This window comes from Dyadobacter sp. UC 10 (genome assembly GCF_008369915.1).
Classification (GTDB): Bacteria; Bacteroidota; Bacteroidia; order Cytophagales; family Spirosomataceae; genus Dyadobacter.
The window spans coordinates 3,642,634-3,661,120 of sequence record NZ_VSRN01000001.1 but is presented as its reverse complement, the minus strand read 5'-3'; the positions used below and the strand labels follow the sequence as shown (position 1 = coordinate 3,661,120).

At 46.4% G+C, this 18,487-nt stretch carries 13 protein-coding genes and 1 tRNA gene; 5 read left to right on the top strand and 9 right to left on the bottom strand.

Annotated features, from left to right (window positions below):
• Window positions 1-107: 107 nt before the first annotated feature.
• Window positions 108-2,891: a M16 family metallopeptidase gene (locus tag FXO21_RS15095; RefSeq protein WP_409014752.1), complete on the bottom strand. Its 2,784-nt coding sequence runs from the start codon at window positions 2,889-2,891 to the stop codon at window positions 108-110.
• A gap of 154 nt (window positions 2,892-3,045) precedes the next feature.
• On the opposite strand from FXO21_RS15095, the gene FXO21_RS15090 reads away from it, so the two are divergent.
• Both FXO21_RS15090 and FXO21_RS15085 read left to right on the top strand, forming a co-directional pair.
• Window positions 3,046-3,441 (top strand): hypothetical protein, encoded by a 396-nt coding sequence (locus FXO21_RS15090; RefSeq protein ID WP_149640846.1) that lies wholly within the window; start codon window positions 3,046-3,048, stop codon window positions 3,439-3,441.
• Window positions 3,442-3,471: 30 nt separating this feature from the next.
• Entirely contained in the window at window positions 3,472-3,999 is a 528-nt protein-coding gene (locus FXO21_RS15085) for an acyl-CoA thioesterase (protein WP_149640845.1), read from the top strand.
• Here the strand turns inward: FXO21_RS15085 and FXO21_RS15080 are convergent.
• On the bottom strand, window positions 3,989-8,542 hold the full coding sequence (locus FXO21_RS15080) for a translocation/assembly module TamB domain-containing protein (protein ID WP_225865701.1): 4,554 nt from the start codon (window positions 8,540-8,542) through the stop codon (window positions 3,989-3,991). The two genes, FXO21_RS15085 and FXO21_RS15080, sit on opposite strands and share 11 nt — an antisense overlap.
• Before the next feature lie 114 nt (window positions 8,543-8,656).
• On the opposite strand from FXO21_RS15080, the gene tsaD reads away from it, so the two are divergent.
• Entirely contained in the window at window positions 8,657-9,655 is a 999-nt protein-coding gene (tsaD, locus tag FXO21_RS15075; RefSeq protein ID WP_192579225.1) for a tRNA (adenosine(37)-N6)-threonylcarbamoyltransferase complex transferase subunit TsaD, read from the top strand.
• 35 nt (window positions 9,656-9,690) lie between these two features.
• Window positions 9,691-10,488 (top strand): MOSC domain-containing protein, encoded by a 798-nt coding sequence (locus FXO21_RS15070; RefSeq protein WP_149640842.1) that lies wholly within the window; start codon window positions 9,691-9,693, stop codon window positions 10,486-10,488.
• 50 nt (window positions 10,489-10,538) lie between these two features.
• Here FXO21_RS15070 and FXO21_RS15065 read toward each other — a convergent pair whose 3' ends face one another.
• The 6 genes from FXO21_RS15065 to FXO21_RS15040 form a co-directional block, all read right to left on the bottom strand.
• On the bottom strand, window positions 10,539-11,336 hold the full coding sequence (locus FXO21_RS15065) for an IS3 family transposase (protein WP_229245209.1): 798 nt from the start codon (window positions 11,334-11,336) through the stop codon (window positions 10,539-10,541).
• Window positions 11,337-11,377: 41 nt separating this feature from the next.
• The gene (locus tag FXO21_RS15060; protein ID WP_149638667.1) at window positions 11,378-11,896 is read right to left on the bottom strand and encodes a helix-turn-helix domain-containing protein; all 519 of its coding nucleotides are present in this window, start codon (window positions 11,894-11,896) and stop codon (window positions 11,378-11,380) included.
• 72 nt (window positions 11,897-11,968) lie between these two features.
• Complete coding sequence (lpxA, locus tag FXO21_RS15055; RefSeq protein WP_149640841.1) at window positions 11,969-12,775, bottom strand: acyl-ACP--UDP-N-acetylglucosamine O-acyltransferase; 807 nt, start codon at window positions 12,773-12,775, stop codon at window positions 11,969-11,971.
• The gene (locus FXO21_RS15050) at window positions 12,772-14,163 is read right to left on the bottom strand and encodes a bifunctional UDP-3-O-[3-hydroxymyristoyl] N-acetylglucosamine deacetylase/3-hydroxyacyl-ACP dehydratase (RefSeq protein WP_149640840.1); all 1,392 of its coding nucleotides are present in this window, start codon (window positions 14,161-14,163) and stop codon (window positions 12,772-12,774) included. The genes lpxA and FXO21_RS15050 overlap by 4 nt, the downstream gene beginning before the upstream one ends.
• Before the next feature lie 52 nt (window positions 14,164-14,215).
• Window positions 14,216-15,256: a UDP-3-O-(3-hydroxymyristoyl)glucosamine N-acyltransferase gene (gene lpxD, locus FXO21_RS15045; protein WP_149640839.1), complete on the bottom strand. Its 1,041-nt coding sequence runs from the start codon at window positions 15,254-15,256 to the stop codon at window positions 14,216-14,218.
• 81 nt (window positions 15,257-15,337) lie between these two features.
• Window positions 15,338-16,570 (bottom strand): HD domain-containing protein, encoded by a 1,233-nt coding sequence (locus tag FXO21_RS15040; RefSeq protein WP_149640838.1) that lies wholly within the window; start codon window positions 16,568-16,570, stop codon window positions 15,338-15,340.
• Between the two features lie 121 nt (window positions 16,571-16,691).
• Here FXO21_RS15040 and FXO21_RS15035 point away from each other — a divergent pair.
• Window positions 16,692-16,765: transfer RNA gene (locus tag FXO21_RS15035), tRNA-Ile, on the top strand.
• A 238-nt stretch (window positions 16,766-17,003) separates the two neighbouring features.
• Here FXO21_RS15035 and FXO21_RS15030 read toward each other — a convergent pair.
• On the bottom strand, window positions 17,004-18,191 hold the full coding sequence (locus tag FXO21_RS15030) for a gliding motility protein GldB-related protein (RefSeq protein ID WP_149640837.1): 1,188 nt from the start codon (window positions 18,189-18,191) through the stop codon (window positions 17,004-17,006).
• Window positions 18,192-18,487 lie beyond the last annotated feature (296 nt).

Here is an 18,487-nt window from a genome sequence, read left to right as displayed (position 1 = left end):
CGTACTGATAGATTTAAAGAAGATTTGGCAAAGTTAGAAATGTATGCCTTGTAAAGCAGAAAAACCGGCGCAATTTGCAACCGGTTTTCTGTTCTGTTTAAATACCCTTATTTTTTCTCACTCCCCCCCAGCTGGGCAGGCGCGCCAGTAGCAGCAGCGCCTTTTTTAGACTTTTCAAAATCCCCCGCTTCGATGATCACGAGCTTATTGTAATCAATGTGTTTGTTAAATGCCGATTTGATCTGTTCGGGAGTTAGTGCCTCGATCTTTTTCTCAAAATCAGCATCCCACTGCATGGTACGATTAAGGTAAAGGTTATTGGTCAAAGTACCAGCCAGCGACGCGTCCTGCGACCTCGCCACCTGCCGCGATTGCAAATAGCCCGATTTTGCCGCCTTCAATTCCTCTGCTGTAAACCCGTCTTTCAATGCTTTTTCAATCTCCTCTTTGAAAGCTGCTTCCAGTTTTTGTGCGTTTTCAGGTGCATAGATTGCATACGACATAAAAGTACCGCTCTTGTCGAGCGAGCTTGCCGAGAATTGCGAACCTACGCCATAACTCAGCCCGTCCTTCTGCCTGATACGCGTTGCAAGTCGCGAGTTCAGGAAGCCGCCGCCCAGCATATAGTTACCCATAATCAGCGCGGGGTAGTCGGGATCGGTATCTTGCAAAGGCATTCCCATTCCGGCTACGAACATTGCATTTGCTTTATCTGGCGTTTCCAAAGCTTTATTTTCGGCTTTTACAGGCTGGTACGGCGAGGCGATCCGTGTAAATGGTTTCGCGCTTTTCCAGCTGCCAAATTCAGTATTGATAATTTTCTCTGCCTCGGCTTTGTCAAAGTCGCCGACTATGGTTGCAGACGCATTATTTGAACCGTAAAAATCTTTGTGGAATGCCCGGATCTCGTCGATCGTAGTCGCTTTAATGCTCTCCACATCCTCGTCGAACGTACCTACATAGCGGATGTCGCTTTTTGGATAGGGGTTTGTAATCCGGCGATATTGGTTAAATGCGATCATCTGTGGCTCACTGCGCTGTGATTCAATGCCGGCCAGTTCTTCCTGTTTCAGTTTTTCAAATTCACCTTCATCGAATGCCGGCGTTTTTAATACTTCAGCTACCAGTTTCAATACAGCTGGCAAATTTTCCTTTGTTGTTTCAATATTAGCTCCTGCCTGGTTGCCGGCTCCGAAAAAACTCACCCTGGCTTTCAGTTTGTCGAATTCATCTTTAACCTGCTGACGTGTCTTGGTTTTCGTTCCTTTGTCTAGCATTGAACCAGTCAGGTCAGAGATCGTCGCTTTATTAGCCAGGCTTTTCTCATCCCCGTAACGAAGCGTAACCCGCGCCGCCACTACATTACCCCTGGTTTTCTTTGGCAAATAGGCTGTTTCAATCACATTCGGCTTTTCGGTCCTCGCCGTGCGCGATTCCACATTGGCTGGGGACGGATCAAATGCTTCTCCCTCTGCTACTACCGCCTCGCCTTTGTAATTTTTTACCAGTTCCTGCACATTTGGAGCTTCCGGGATTTCAGCCCGAACCGGTTTGGCGTCGGGAATGAATGTACCCAGCGTGCGGTTGGAAGGTTTAAAATAATCTTTACCCACCCTGGCAACATCTTCCGGCGTCACCTTACGAATGTTATCGCGGAAAAGAAATGCAAGCCGCCAGTCGCCAGTCGCAATAGATTCGCTGATACTAAGCCCCACGCGCTCCGAGTTCCTGAATTCCAGGTCCCAGTTTTTCAGGATGGTCGTTTTGGCGCGTTCCACATCCTCAGCCGAAGGTTTCAGGATCGCAGCAGAATCCAGCGTGGCCACGAGTGCCTGTTTCGCTTCGTCCAGCGATTTTTCTTTCAATATCTCCGCGCCAAAAAGAACAAAGCCCGGATCATACAATTGGAAACTGTACCCAAATTGGGAAGATGCTTTTTTGGTGTTGACGAGGTTTCTGTAAAGTCTTCCGTTTGGCTCGGTGGTGAGCAACTCGGTCAATACCTCCATCGCAGGATAATCGGCGTGTGAGCCAGGCATGATATGATACAATGCCATCAGAAACTGCACATCACCAGTACGCTTCAGTTCCACAAAACGCTCCCCGTCCTGAACAGGCTCCACAGTGTAGGATTTTGGGAGCACCCGCGTCGGTTTCGGTATTTTACCAAAATACTCATTGACCATCGCAATTGTTTTCGCCTCGTCTATCTTTCCCGCCACCGTCACGACGGCATTGTCCGGCTGGTAGTATTTTTTATAAAATGCCTGTAAATTTTCAATAGGTACGCGCTCAATGTCAGACCGGTTTCCAATCGTCGATTTTCCGTAGTTGTGCCACAGATAGGCTCCCGATATTACCCGCTCCATCAACACGTCAAAAGGGCTGTTTTCGCCGGATTCAAATTCATTCCTGACTACGCTGAATTCACTGTCAAGGTCTTTTTTAGCAATAAAAGAATTCACCATTCTGTCTGATTCCAGGTCTAGCGCCCATTTCAGGTTTTCTTCGGTAGCCGAAAAAGTTTCGAAATAGTTGGTGCGGTCGTACCAGGTAGTTCCGTTTGGCCGGGCTCCGTGCTCGGTAAGTTCCTGTGGTATATTCGGGTGTTTGGGAGAGCCTTTGAATACCAGATGTTCCAGCAAATGCGCCATACCCGTTTCACCATAACCTTCGTGACGCGAACCTACCAGATAAGTAACATTGACTGTAATGGTTGGCTTGGATGGATCGGGAAACATCAGCACTTTCAGGCCGTTTTCCAGGTTATATTCTGTAATACCCTCAACCGAAGTTACTTTTGTAACCCCTTTCGGCAGGTTTTGTGCCAGCGCCGGAACAGACAGCAGCGCAGCCAGCATCACGCTGACCATCTTTCTTTTAGAATTCATGACCATATCAGAATGAATTGGATTAGATTTACAATGCTTGAAAATACTTCAGAATAATTCCTGAAACAACGGGTTACGGATAAAAGGTATAGGCGGGTTTTGCAACATTTTGCAAACCTTTATGTGTATAGGTTTAAAATCAGTTTAAGGTATAATGACATTTAATAAAATCCCCAATTACGCCCTCATTACCATCGTGGCTGCCTTGTTGCTCAGCTGCGCCGGCGGAGGTATTCCCATCTCTACCAATACCAAATATCCCATTGAAGTATTGTACGAAAATCAGCCGGTCGAAAGGCCTTATTCCGAAATCGGCGTGGTGGAAATCAGCAGCGAAGACACACTTACTGACCGGCAGACAAAGGACAAAAGAATGATGTATCGGGGAAACGATGCTAAAACAAAGGAGCTCCTGACAGCGAGACTGGTCATCAAAGCACAGAAAATCGGTGCCGACGCACTGATAAATGTGACTTACAAATACTATACAAGTGTCAAAAAAGAGGGATATATCCTGAGCGGGCTGGCTGTGAGGTACCGGGGAGAGTGACCGTTTTTTGCTAACAAAAAATATCAGAAAATGCTTTTCAATACCGACTTATCTGACATGCCTATTGAGGCGGAATCGCGCGTAATTATCCGGTTTCAGGATTGCGACCCGCTCATGCATCTAAATAATTCCAAGTACTTTGAATACTTCTTTAATGCACGTGAAGATCAGGTTTCGAAGCTATACGGATTCAGTTATGAAGCGATGTACCGGCAGCTCAGAACCAGCTGGGTAGTGTACCAGCACCAGATCGCCTACGTGCGGCCGGCATTGATCAGCGAGTGGGTACGGATTACTTCCCGTGTGATACACTATAATGAAGACACGATGGTGACTGAATATTTCATGACCAACGATCTGAGAACAGAACTGAAAACAATGCTTTGGACAACTTCAAAGCACATCAGCATTGAAACCGGAAAACGGGTGCCGCATCCGCAGGAGGTTATGGATTATCTGAAAGCAACCTGTGTCCCGGGCATTGATTTCCCTGCTTTACAGTTTAATGAGCGTATCCACACGATCAAACACGGTTTGTCGGCGGGTGCTAACGTGTAGAATTCTTCTCTGAAATCATTTTTCTACCCGTAGTATCCTGGCGGGAAGAATCGACCGGGACTACATACGGAATCGTCACCGAAGGTTTAGGCATTACATTGAAACGATTGAAACTGCGCGTAAACTGCATGCTTACACCACCGGTTGTGACCGTGTTATTCAGTGAGAGCGGGTTTTGAACGTTCCTGTTGTAAGCTTTTACCCGCACCGAACCTCTGCTGTTCAGCCAATATTCGAGCGTCCATTCTCCCAGCAGGCTAGCTGCATCGTAGGCAGTGGCGCCTGTTTGGTTTTGGGCACCGGAAGTAAATCTTCCATCCCTGGTTACCCGGAAGCGGTCATTTAAAAAGCGGTAGGAAAAGCGCAGTTGCAGGTTATTCAATGCATTCTGATCCAGGGACAGGCCCGAAACACCCACTTCCAGGTTTTCATTAATCCCCGATGCCCATCGGCTGATCTGGTTAGAAACCAGTTCGCTAATGCTGCTGCCCAGAAAATTCTGGCTGCCCACTGTTGCGAGGCTGGTTTCCGGTAGTAATTGGTTCACTACCAAAAGGCTGCTCACCTGCCGGCTCAGTTCCTGTTCATCGGATTTAAGTTTGTTCTGAAAAGCTTCCAGTTGTCCGCGATAAGTGTTTAAAGAAGGATTATCGAGGATTTTGAGATCATAGCGGATCTGCGGCGCCATCAGCCTGTCCGATAATCCAATCGTCACCTCTACGGGATATCGCCTTGAAAGCGCATCATTGGTTGTAGCCACAGTACTGGTATTGGGCAAAACGCCCGCAAGCGAAACCAATTGGGTATAACCCGCTTTTACATCCAAAATAGCCCCGTAAGGGTCACCCGACCACACAATACGGCTGCCCGGCTTGATACTGAATTTCTTGTTAATTACATTTTGCAACGTGAAATTGTATTCTCCACGCTCAATTTCATATGTCCCCGCCATGGTAAAATCGCCCTGGGTATCGATATTCAGACTTAGCCTTCCGGAACCGTTTCCTCTCAAAATGTCGCCGGTCTGCCTGTCGAAAATGATCTCGCAGGTTGCCTCCGGGGTTAGGTTAAAGTTGAAATCCATTTTAATCCCACCTGCGACCTGGCTACGGCTGATTGAATCGGAATTGGTGGTTGCTGTACTGTCAACGGCTGGCAATTTGCTCACAAACTGAATGTAATCCTGGGTAGCCACCTCGGTTGCTCCGTCGAGGGGAATATATATTTTCGTGCCCTTGTTACTACTTACATTCGCCTCGATATTCAGGTTATTAATAGGCCCAAAAACAGCCACCGGACCTGTTACATAGGCGGTACCATAAAAAATGCTGTTGTCTTTCGCATTCGTATTCAGGATTTTAAAGTTCCGGAGGTCTGCATTGAAACCCAGCGAAAAATATTTAAAGCTATCGTGAAATACACCTCCGCGTACCAGCGCAGTGTTCCCGTCACCATCAGTTACGACGATATTGTTCACCGTTATTTCACTTTCTGTAAAATTAATCTTGTCATTAAAATGAAATACCGATTGTAAATAATCGAATTTCATCCGCCCCTGTTCAACCATCAGGGATCCTTCCAGCACCGGCGAGTCCACCTTGCCTTTGATCGTCACAGTTCCCTGCGCACTGCCACCGATATCCGATACAAGCCCGTCCGCAAAAGGTTCGAGTGCCTTAAAATCAATGTGGTTGAAAATCGCTTTCAGATTTAATGTGTTTTCAGCCAGCTTGGGGCGATAAGATCCTACCAGGTTGAACACCCGCCGCGCATTCTTGCTCAGCTGTGCGTCTACCTGCAACTCACTCGTAATCTGGTCCCAATCCCCGGTTCCCGACAGATTACCGAATTCGTATTGCGCGTAACCTAAGCTTTCGATATTAAAACTCGCATCCAGGATAACACTGTTGTAAACGTCCTTGACCCGGGCAGTCCCGTCCATAATACCCGCAAGTTTTGTATTCAAAACAGGGTTAAGGCTACCCAGACGAAAATTTTTGATATCCAGCAACATGCTTTTCTCCGGATTCTCAGAGGCGTTTCCGTTTAAAAATATGCGCTGCTTACCACTTACAAGACCTACATTAGACAGTGATATTTCTTTGCCGGCAATTGAAATTACGCTCTGCGAAGGAACCGTCCACTGTTCTTCCAGCAAACTGAGCCTGGAATCTTTGAAATTAACATCAAACCCTGCTGCCAGAAAACGGATTTCCCCCGCCAGATTGGCCTTGTTGGTACTCCTGACCTGGCGAATCGCGCCGTTGAAATCGATATGGTCCTCATCCCAGGTACCTTCCAGTTCGAGTTTTTCGGTAGGGACAAGTACACTGATTTGCTGCTGATCGGAAGTGACCAATATGGATGCAAGTACCTCGGCATTGTTAACGAATTTGGAAGTAGTGACATCCAACTCTGAATTCACAAACTGATTTGTCCCGTAACGCAACGTGTCAGAAATCGCATTCATGGTCAGTATCGCGGTGTTATCCATTCTAAAAACACCTTCTGCCCTCGCGCCCTTTGATATGTAGATATCCGGATTTAAAAACGCCAGGAACCGTGAGAGGTTTCTGGTTTCGACCTCATATTCGATTTGGTACCTGGCCTGGATAGCCTGGACGGGTTTTTTTGCATAATACTGAGCCCTGTTCGCTTCATTTTCGAAGAAATACAATTTATACTCGTCAATCAAACGGGTGAGGTCCTTCCACGAGCGGGTAGGCATAAAATCACCTTCCACCTTCGCGGACAGAAATTCACTGTCTAATCTTAATATCCGGTTTTGAGCTTGTTTTCGCGACGAAAATGTAAGCGTGTCAATGACGAGGTTCCGCTCCCGATTGGTCATCAACATATAGGTGTTCAGCAGTCTGGCATCCCCGGTTAAATCGTCGACAGTATTCCCGGTTACATTTACATTCAATTGTGTGCTGAGCGTAATGGAGTCGGCGGTAAAACCCAGCTGGCCTAAATTTGCCCTTTCGATAGTCCCCTGAACATCAAACGCATTCTGCTGTTTCGAAAGATCAAATTCGCCTTCCAGGTTCAACACCAGATTGGTGTCTCTGGCACTCACGAGCCCGTTGAAATACTGATTCTGAAGGTTTCCCTTTAATCTAATATTTCTGTAATCATAATTCCGGAACCCCACTCTGCCAACAAGCGCATTCATATCGGTGGTAGCAAACTGAAGTTCCAGCCCTTTTCCAAATACCTGACCTTCAAAATCAAGCTGCTGCCAGGTGTCTTCGCGATCAAGCAACTTTCCCAGCTCAAAGCGGTTAGTCTGGATTTTGCCTGAATAGGTGGTGGATTTGGGGTCAGCAATATGGAAAACAAGATCGCCGGCCACTTCGCCCATTGCAGACGACGCATTGGCAGTTACCGAAAAATCACCCAGTGTACCTTTAAAGCTCCCGTCAAGCAGTGTCAATCCAAATTTTTGAAGCGTAGAATGCATATCCCACTCGGGGTAATACTGGATCAGGTCTGCCGGTTCGATTTTGGAAAGTGAGAGCCTGATATCCATTTGCACGCCTTCGATCGTCGGTAAACCTTTGAAACCAAGGCTCCCGACAAGCCGGCTTGCCTTGCCAAAATGCAGATCGGTATTTGTCACCACAAAATCATCCACCTTCCCATTGAAATCCCCTGAAATCCTCCACGTTTCGTCCAGCGCATCGACGTAACTGGAGAAAAGGCCAAGGTCCCGGGAATCCACGTGGCTGCCTACCAGGTGCCCTTTCATTGTGACTTTATGATTAAAATCACCCAGTTCGCCGGAGCGGTTGTAGAAAAAAACCACCTCGTCTTTCAGGCGGGAGTTTCCAATATGCGCATCCAGTTCTTTCAGCTCCATTTTCTTTTGACAAAACAAAAAACGTGTATCCAGATCGTGCATTTCCAATCCGGTTTGCGCATCAATGGTTTTGAGGTTTTTGGCCACAAAAGAAATTGTATCACCCTGCACCAGGAAGTTTTTCAGGTCGCCATAAAGGTGATTCAGCTTGAAGTGAGAATAATCGAATACCCTTTTGCCTCTATCCCTGGGCCTGCGGGGATCGTCGTAACTGAATGTGCCGTCGATCACTTTCGATTTACCTATTATAAAAGGGATATTGTTTTCGGGAGCATTGGCGGGCCTCGGTATTGCGGGGGCAGTCAGCTCGTTGATCTTTTCGATGAAGCCATCGATATTAAGGTAGCCCGACTCGGGGACAATGGCAAGACGTACTTGGGGCTGAAATACATTCACCTCGTCGAGGTATATTTCCCGGGCGGCATTGTTGATGATATTATGCAGATCGAGATTGACATCAATCCGGCCCACGTCGATCATATCCTTCTGGCTGGTATCCTTAACCGACACCCCTTCCAGAGAAACCACATCAAACCACTTGATATTGACTTTTTGAATCGTAATGGGATAGCCCAGCTTTCCGGAAATGCGGTCGGCTGCTTCCTGTACGGCCCAGGTCTGTACTGAGGTAAGCTGGAGCGCAATGGTCAGGATCCCGAGCGCCAGCAGGGCGAAGATCATCACCACAATTAAACCATTGCCTAGGGCCCTCAAGAATTTAAACATATTACAGCTTCGCAGGCAATACTGCTTATCTTGTTGTTAATGCTTAATTTTGTGAATAATTCAATAGTTATGACCATCCTCGCCATTGAATCTTCTTGTGACGAAACCTCCGCGGCCGTAATCACTAACGGGGAAATCCGCTCCAATGTTGTTGCTACGCAGCTCATTCACACCCTTTACGGAGGAGTAGTGCCCGAATTGGCATCGCGTGCGCATCAGCAACATATTCTACCAGTAGCAGACAAAGCGTTGAATGACGCAAAAGTAACAAAAAAAGACCTGGATGCCATTGCTTTTACGCGTGGACCGGGCTTGCTGGGCGCGCTGCTGGTAGGTACTTCATTTGCCAAATCCATGGCGCTGGGGCTCGGCATCCCGCTGATCGAGGTGAATCATATGCAGGCGCACGTACTTGCGCATTTCATCGATGACCCCAAACCTGCATTCCCGTTTCTATGTCTGACTGTAAGTGGCGGACATACTCAGATCGTAAAAGTTTCGTCGCCGCTGGAAATGGAAATTATAGGAGAAACACGCGATGACGCAGTGGGAGAAGCATTTGATAAAACCGCCAAACTACTTGAGCTTCCCTACCCCGGTGGCCCGCTGATCGATAAATATGCCGCAGCAGGTGATCCGAACGCCTACGCATTTCCACTTCCTGAAATGCCCGGCCTGGACTTTTCTTTCAGCGGTATCAAGACGTCTTTTATGTATTTTCTACAAAAACAGGTGCGCGAAAATCCGGCGTTCATCACCGAAAATATAGCTGATGTATGTGCCAGTATTCAGTATACGCTGGTTGATATTTTATTGAAAAAACTAAAAAAAGCTTCCCGGGAAACCGGAATTAAGGAGATCGCGATCGCAGGAGGTGTTTCGGCAAATTCGGGCCTGCGCAAATCCATTTTAGAAATGGGCCAGAATCAGCGCTGGAATGTTTATATCCCCGCATTTGAATACTGTACCGACAATGCGGCGATGATCGCCATTGCGGCGCATTATAAATTCATCGAAGGCGATTTTTGCGATCAGACAGTGAGCCCGCTTGCGAGAATGGATTTTTGAATTGAATGACCATTAAATAAAATACACATCTGCATATGCACCTTTCAGAAATCTGGATCTATCCTGTAAAATCACTGGGCGGAATCCGGCTCAGTGAGGCGAAAATGGAAGAAAGAGGACTGCAATTAGATCGCCGCTGGATGATCATCGATGAAAACAATAAGTTCGTCACGCAGCGCACTTTGCCCAAAATGGCCCTGATAGATGTCTATGTGACCAGCGAAGGCTTAAAAATCCTAAACCGAACAGAGCCGGACAATGCATTTACAGTACCATTCCAGCCAGTTACTTCTCACCCCCGAACAGTCACGATCTGGGATGATGTGGTGGAAGCTGTTACGGTTTCTAATGAGGCGGATCAGTGGTTGAGTGAGCAACTCGGTTTTCCAGCGCAACTGGTAAAAATGCCTGAGAATACCGAAAGAAAAGCCGATCCGAAATATGCAAAAAATGGTGAAATCGTAAGTTTTGCAGATGGATACCCATTCCTGATTATTTCGGAAGCTTCATTGCAGGAACTGAATACAAAGCTCGAAAGTGAAATTACTATGCGGCGCTTTCGGCCAAATTTTGTAATCTCCGGAACTAGGCCATTCGAAGAAGATCAATGGAAGAATGTGAATATCGGTGCTGCGACTTTTGAAATAGTCAAACCCTGCGCCCGCTGCGTACTCACGACAATCGACCCACAGACAGCTGAAAAAGGCCCGGAACCACTTAAAACCCTGGCTACCTTTCGAAAATTCAATAACAAGATTATGTTCGGTCAAAATGCCGTAGCCAAGATATTGGCTACGTTGCGCGAGGGTGATATCGTTACGGTTGGAGCATAAAAAAAACGCCGGTCGATGGACTGAACCCCAAAAGTTGGACGTTTTATAATTTAACGATTAGTGTGATGAGCCCGGTATTGTGCCGGGCTCATTCCATTTAAATTAAGCCTGATCCTGTCGTTGTTGTAGTAGTCGATATATTCCTTGATGTCTTCTTTCAGCTGGTCGGTGCTTTGGTATTTGTTCAGGTAGAACAACTCTGATTTAATGGTGCCAAAAAAGTTTTCAATAATCGCATTGTCCAGGCAGTTGCCTTTTCTGGACATGCTTTGGATAATACCCTTCGATTCAAGTATTTTTTGATATTTACTCATTTGGTATTGCCAGCCCTGGTCGGAATGCAGTACCAGATTTTCTGGCTTATTGATCTTTTTAAATGCCGTTTCGAGCATTTGTGTTACTTGCTTAAAATTAGCTGATTCGGACAGGTTGTAACTGATGATTTCTCCATTAAACAGGTCAATAATAGGAGACAGAAAAAGTTTTTTGTCTTTCACCCTGAACTCGGAGACATCCGTCGCCCATTTCTGTGATGGTTTTTCAGATTTAAAATCCCTGTTGAGAATATTGGGCGCAACCCTGCCTGTCTGGCCTTTGTAAGAGCGGTACCTTTTGAGACGGATCAACGATTTCAGGCCCATGGACTTCATCAGCTTTAAGACCGTTTTATGGTTGAGCTCGCTGCCCATCTTCCTGATCATCATTGTGATGCGACGGTAGCCGAACCTTCCCTTATGCCGATCGTAAACTTGCCTGATCTGCTTTTTCGCCTCCTTATACTTGCTGGCCTGAGCGCTATTTTTAATATGGTAGTAGAAATTGCTCCTGGGTATTTCAAAGAGCTCCAAAAGCAATTCAAGCGGATATTTCTGCCTTAACCCATGGATTGTCAACGCTTTTTCTTTTGCGCAGCTTCCTTCTGGCGGATTAAGGCATCCAACTTTTTTAGCAAGTCATTTTCTGCCCTCAGGCGCAGGTTTTCGTTTTCGAGCTGCTCTAACCGGGTCAATGGACCGTATGTTTTTATGATCTTGGGTTTGTTTTTCATAGACCTGGGCCTGCCACGGGCCGTGCTAAAACCATCTATACCAAACTGCTCATACTGCCGGACCCAAACATGTAAAGTACTTTTACTGGGTATTTTAAATTTGAAGCAGCACTCATTCAAAGATAAACCCTGTTTCTGATAAGCGAACACAACTTGTTGCTTAAATTCTATTGTGTAATCGCGCCCGTATTGCGGCAAAAGACTTGAACCGCCGCCTTGTTTATAGTGTCCCACCCATTTCTGTATACAGGACCTAGTAATCCCAAAGCGTCTGGCCAATTCATTAATACCACCTCCGCCTAAATAAGATTTTACAACCGCTAACCTCAACTCTGCACTGTGTTTTCTGTTTTTACCCATAAAAATACCCCCAAGAAGTGTCTAACTTTTGGGGGGCAGTGCACGATCCGGCGTTTTTCGTATTGATATTGTTTAAGCTTCTGTCTCGCTTGCCCCGTTGGTTTGAAAGGGACTCTTCATAATACCTCGTTCTGAATTCCGAACAAAATTGATAATCTCGTCACGCTCATTTGACGGCGGAAGTTCCAGTTCTATTTTTTGCAAAGCTTCGGCATTATTCAGCCCGCGCATGAATATGTAACGGTAAATATTCTGGATCTCTACAATCTTATCATTGCTGTACCCTCTGCGTCTGAGACCTACGGAGTTGATACCCACATAGGAAATAGGCTCCCGCGCTGCTTTTGTAAATGGAGGCACATCTTTGCGGACCAGGGAAGCACCTGAGACAAACGAATGAGCTCCTATCTTAACAAACTGATGTACAGCACTTAACGCACTCACAATGGCCCAATCACCGACGTGTACATGGCCAGCCATTTGCACATTATTCCCAACGATACAATTGTTACCAACCCGGCAATCGTGTGCAACGTGTGCATAGGCCATTATGAGGCAATCGGAACCTACAACGGTTTTCCAATGCTCTTCTGTACCTCTGCTGATAGTTGCATACTCTCTGATCGTTGTATTGTCGCCGATAACAGTAAGTGTGTATTCATTGTTGTACTTCAGATCCTGCGGCGTTGCGGAAATAACAGCGCCGGGATAGATCCGGCAATTTTTGCCGATCCTCGCGCCCGAATTGATTACAGCGTGTGAGCCGATCCAGGTACCCTCACCAATCTCAACATCGGAATGGATCATGGCAAAAGGCTCAATCTCAACATTTTGAGCGACTTTCGCGTCAGAATGAATATATGCTAAGGTTGGTGTCATTTTTTCTTTACCAGGCTTGCTATCATATCAGCTTCACATACCAGTTGGCCCGCGACGTATCCACGGCCACTCATTTTTACGATACCTCTTTTCATCGGAGAAGTAAACTCGCATTTGAAAATAACGGTATCACCAGGGAAAACATTACGGCGGAAACGGCAGGCGTCTATACCTATCAGATAAGGCCAGTAATTATCAGGATCCGGAACGCTTGTGAGTACCAGGATCCCGCCGGTCTGCGCCATCGCTTCCAGTTGCAGAACGCCAGGCATAACGGGGTTTCCAGGAAAGTGTCCCAGAAAAAACTGCTCATTAATCGTTACGTTTTTCACCCCTACTACACTGTTTTCGTCCAGGGCGATGATCTTGTCGATCATTTGGAAAGGATAACGGTGCGCCAGCAGGTTACCGATCTGATTGATGTCAAATATCGGCGCTTTGTTCGGGTCGTATTGTGGAATATCTCCTTTTCCGGACTTGATCAGTTTCTTGATCTTTTTAGCCAGCGCTACATTCGCTGCGTGCCCGGGACGTGCAGCAAGTATCTGCGCTTTCAGCGGTCGCCCTACCAGAGCAAGGTCACCGATGAGGTCCAGCAGCTTGTGCCGGGCCATTTCGTTGGGATAATGCAGGTCTACATTATTCAATATCCCCTTGGATTTGTTGACACTCACTTTTGGTTTGTTCAAAAGTTGTGACAAATGATCCAGCTCACCATCGCGTACCTCGCGGTCCACGATCACGATCGCATTGGTAAGGTCGCCTCCTTTGATCAGGTTCTGGCGGTACAATGCTTCCAGCTCATGCAAAAAGACAAACGTGCGGCATTCTGCGATATCATCTTTAAATAAGGTAATATCATTTAAAGAAGCGTGCTGGCTGCTGATCACGGTTGAGTTATAATCAACCATCACCGTCAGCCTGTAATCAGAAAGCGGTAACGCGACCAGCTCTGTGTCTTTTTCCTTATTGATATAATGTACGTATTCGGGAACTTCAAAGTAATTGCGGTAGGCATTTTGCTCTTCAATCCCTGCGTCAAGCAGCGCGTCTACAAATTTGATCGAACTGCCATCCATAATGGGAGGCTCCGGGCCGTCAAGCTGGATCAGTACATTATCAATCTGTAATCCTACTAAAGCAGCGAGCGTATGCTCCACCGTATGAATGCGGGCTCCGTTCTGCTCAATGGTGGTCCCTCTTGAAAGATCTACCACGTTGTCCACATCGGCGTCTACAATAGGCTGATCCGGTAAATCGACGCGCTGGAACTTGTATCCGTGGTTGGCTGGCGCCGGAACGAACGTCATCGTCGCAACTACACCCGTATGTAAACCCACTCCCGTTACGGATACTGATCTGGAAATGGTTTGTTGTTTTTCGTTCATTAGAAATTCCTTTTCTGCATAAAGGCTCGTTGGGGTATTTGGGGTGATTTTACTATTGAAAATCAGAAGTTTCCTGCTTTCTTTCAAGATCTTTCAGGCGCTCCTCCATTTCAGGAAGCCTTCTTACCAGCGCCATGGATCTTAAATGCTCATTTAAATCACGTGCCGGAGATCCGGAAAGCGACAAGCCCTCTTTTTTAATAGACTTGCCTAATCCGCTTTGAGCCCCGATCTTGGTATTATTTGCTACTGTAATATGGCCAACCAGCCCGACCTGCCCCGCTATGACACATTGCTCGCCCACAATTGTCGACCCCGACACTCCGGACTGTGCCGCAATTACGGTATTTTTTCCAATCTCCACATTATGTGCGATCTGAACAAGGTTATCGATTTTAACTCCCTGTCTGATAATAGTCGATCCCATTGTTGCGCAGTCAATCGTTGTATTTGACCCGATATTGACATCGTCTTCAATGATTACGTTTCCTAATTGCGGAATCGTTTTATAGGTGCCGTCAGCTTGTGGTGCAAAGCCAAAACCGTCACCGCCGATCACAGCATTGGCTGAGATGACACAATTCTTACCAATTACTGTATTCTTAAAAATCCGTGCGCCTGTATGAATAACAGTATGATCTCCAATCGTCACATTGTCGCCCAGATAGGTATTGGGATAGATTTTAACCCCGTTGCCTACTACACAATTATCACCGATGTAAGAGAAAGCGCCGCGATAAACGTCTGCACCTACCTGGCTGTTGGTGCCGATAAAGCAAGGCTGCTCGATGCCCAATTTGTTTTGCGCAAGACGTTTTTGATATTCTTCCAGAAGAATGGTGAAAGCGGTGTAAGCATTTTCCACATATATTAAGGTAGTGGAAACCTCTTTTTTGGGAACAAAGTCCTTATTTACTATAACTGCGGAAGAAAGTGTGGAATAGACGTAAGGTTCGTATTTGCTATTGGCTAAAAAGGATATGCAGCCCGGACGCCCTTCCTCAATTTTAGCAGCCGAATCAATTGTAATTTTTTCATCTCCAACAATAGTTCCATCAAGCATTTGGGCAATCTCGCTGACAGTAAATTTCATATTTTTCGGCTAATTTCGGGTAATTTATTTCGAGTATGTTGCGTAAATTATTAAGACGGCTTCTTCTTGATTTGATCCTTACTAACCACGCAAAGATACATTTTTACCCCAACATACATAGTACTTGCGTACAATCTTAGTGAGCGCTTCAATGGTCGGAATGTCCGAAGCATCTGCAATATCAAGTAAAGTTCCGTTCTTCATTTTAACACGGATCGGGTCCTGCTCTTTTGCGTAAGCCCAATTGGCTGTTTCTCCTTCTACTAAAAAATAATCGAGATCTTCCCCCCTGACACCCGCGCTCCTGAGCTGTTCTTTCAGCGGTTCCAGGACTTCGACACCCGGGCGTTCCTTGTAAAACTGGATCTTAAACAAATCCCTGTTTAGTAATTTTCTGCATAAAACGGACAGAACCGGATCTTCGTGTGTTTTCCATGCTTTCACAGAAGCCCATACGTCATTATCATCCAAACCGTTGAAAGCCGCAATCAAATCAGGCTGGGTATCGAAGTCGTGCAGCGTGAAATTGTTGCGCAAAAACCTGTCAAAGTCCGGGGTGGCAAATAATTGATCCCCGTTGCTTGCCAGCTTCCGGGCACGGAAGAGGATCTGGGTGAGCATTGCCTGCGCACTCAGCAAGGTCTTGTGAAGGTAAACCTGCCAGTACATAAGCCTGCGGGCGTGCAGAAAATTCTCAATGCTCAGTAATCCCTTTTCTTCTACTACCAACTGATCATGACTGATATCCAGCATCTTGATCAGCCTGTCGGCACCGATAGAACCTTCGATCACGCCTGTATAAAAGCTGTCCCTGTTGAGGTAGTCCATCCTGTCCATATCCAGCTGACTGGAAATCATCTGATGAAAGAACCTGCGCGGATAAGTACCCTCAAACATTTGTATCGCAATGTCGAGCCGGCCTCCCATTTGCCTGTTCAATTCTTTCATCATCGCGAGCGTAATCGATTCGTGCTCCACGCCCGGCAGCATGACACTTTCAAGAACGTGCGAACAGGGGCCGTGGCCCAGATCATGCAGCAGGATCGCAGCCTGCGCCGCTTCCAGCTCCGGCTCCCAAATAAGGTGTCCTTTTTCCTGCAAAGCTCTGAGGGCCTGGCTCATTAAGTGCATTGCGCCAAGCGCGTGATGAAAACGTGTATGCAATGCGCCGGGATAAACGATATCGGCAAGGCCCAGCTGCTTGATTCTCCTCAGACGCTGAAAAAATGGGTGATCTACCAGGTCATAGAGCAGATCCGAGGAAATCGTGATAAACCCGTAGACAGGGTCATTGATTATTTTTCTTTTATTCAAAGCTATTTTTTCTCAAAAGTAATAAAAGAAGCAACGGACGAAAAAGGTTATTCTTACAGATAACGTTTGGAGATTTGGCGCCTTTCGCTAATTTTGCACCTCAATCACGCCCATGGCGCGAGGGCCTATAGCTCATTCGGTTAGAGCAACTGACTCATAATCAGTAGGTGCCTGGTTCGATTCCAGGTGGGCCCACTCTGAAAATCAAGGACTTACGAGGTAAAACTTGTGAGTCCTTTTTATTTGCTGCCCTTGGGAAGCGAATATGTGATTAGTCCGCGAAGTTGGGGGGCATCCCGGAGTTTCTTCGTAAGGCACCCTGGATTTTCACAAGTTCCCTTACTATAAACAGACGCCATCCCTGCGTCTTACTTTTAGACTTACAGTATCAAAAACAGGCTGTTGACACCGTCGCCGTGCCAGCCTGGGTGATTTATTTGTTACCTCCAGAAATTTTCTCATCCAATTTACTCTGCGCCAAAAATGCCCTGTAATCCCTGATGTTCAGCATGTCGTGCAGCGCCTTTTTCTTATCGGCTGCCTGATCAAAATAAGCTTTGCAGATTTGATAGCCTACCCAATAACCCAAGTCGGCTGGGCGGTCGGCTGTCTCCTGACTGCTGTTAGCAATCCAGTTTGAGTGGCGGTCCAGATACATTTCCTTTTTAAACTCTTCCCAAACCCTCCGTTCATTTCCAACAGCCCAGACATGAAGGCGCTGATTGGCCGTTCTGCCGCTGATTAGCTCCCCGATAAAATCAGCCATACCTTCCACAATCGCATAGCGGAGCAGGATGGTGTCAGCGGCCATGTTATTTTGTTGTACATGCACTAGCTCATGCGCTACCACATGCTTCAATTCGTTAAATGGCAACATGTTTTTTTTCTGCCACAAGTTCAATTCATGAGTGGGCGTACCCTTGCTCGCCGCCTGCATATCGACCCCCAAGATAGAGCCGTAACCGGTAACAGTTCCTCCTGAGCTCCATCCTCCGATTACAAAAGCTACACTGGGAAAAGTGGCAGGCTCGTACCAGTGTTTCAGATTCCGGAATATGACGCGGAGGGAATCCTCCAATGTGCTAACCTGTTCAGTGTTAGCCCTGATACTGGCATAATATTCGGGCATAATTTTAAGGTTGTGAACAAAACCTTTGATACCGCCGATGTTTGGAGTTTTAATTCTGTAATATTCCTGCAAATCGGGGGTACCTTTCTCGAAATATTCGGTGAGAAACAACTTCTGAGCGTTGGAAGAGTCTTTTTTATATCGGTCATAAACTTTCCAGAACAGCGCTATGTCGCTCGTGATCACCGCAACCCGATCGGGATCACGCTGCGCGTTTTCTTTGTCGAACATGTACCGTAGCAGGTGTGAATATGCCTGATACTTCCGGACCGCAGCCAAAGCAGGCTCTGATTCTATCCAGTTTTTATTGCTAAATCCATATAATTTTACGGCTTTTTCCAGGCTGACCAGCGCACTGTCCGGCATTTGGGCCATGGCGTAGAAATAGGTGGCGTTTACAGCGGGCTGTCTTTTGTATGCAAGTATCCTGCGGGCTTCACCCTCAGCATGATAGTTTCTGGCAGCTGCTTTATATTGCTTTGCTTCGCCCAAACTGTCTGCCAGCTTTGATATTTGTCTGCTCCCGGATTAAAATCCTGCGAAAAAATCTTAGTGGTTAAAAGAAGCGACATGGTTAGTACACATACCTGAATGACCTTCAATAAAACTGAATTACTCATTTTAAGATTTGAGGTAAATTTCGAATAGAATTTGAGTTTGGTTGACATCAAAAGGTAAAAGTAAGTTATAATTATGTGTAACATCCAGCAACTTATTGGGCCCTATTCAAACAGCAGCCGCTTTGAAATCCGGGCGGATAATGGTATGATTGCTGTTAGCTACTATAA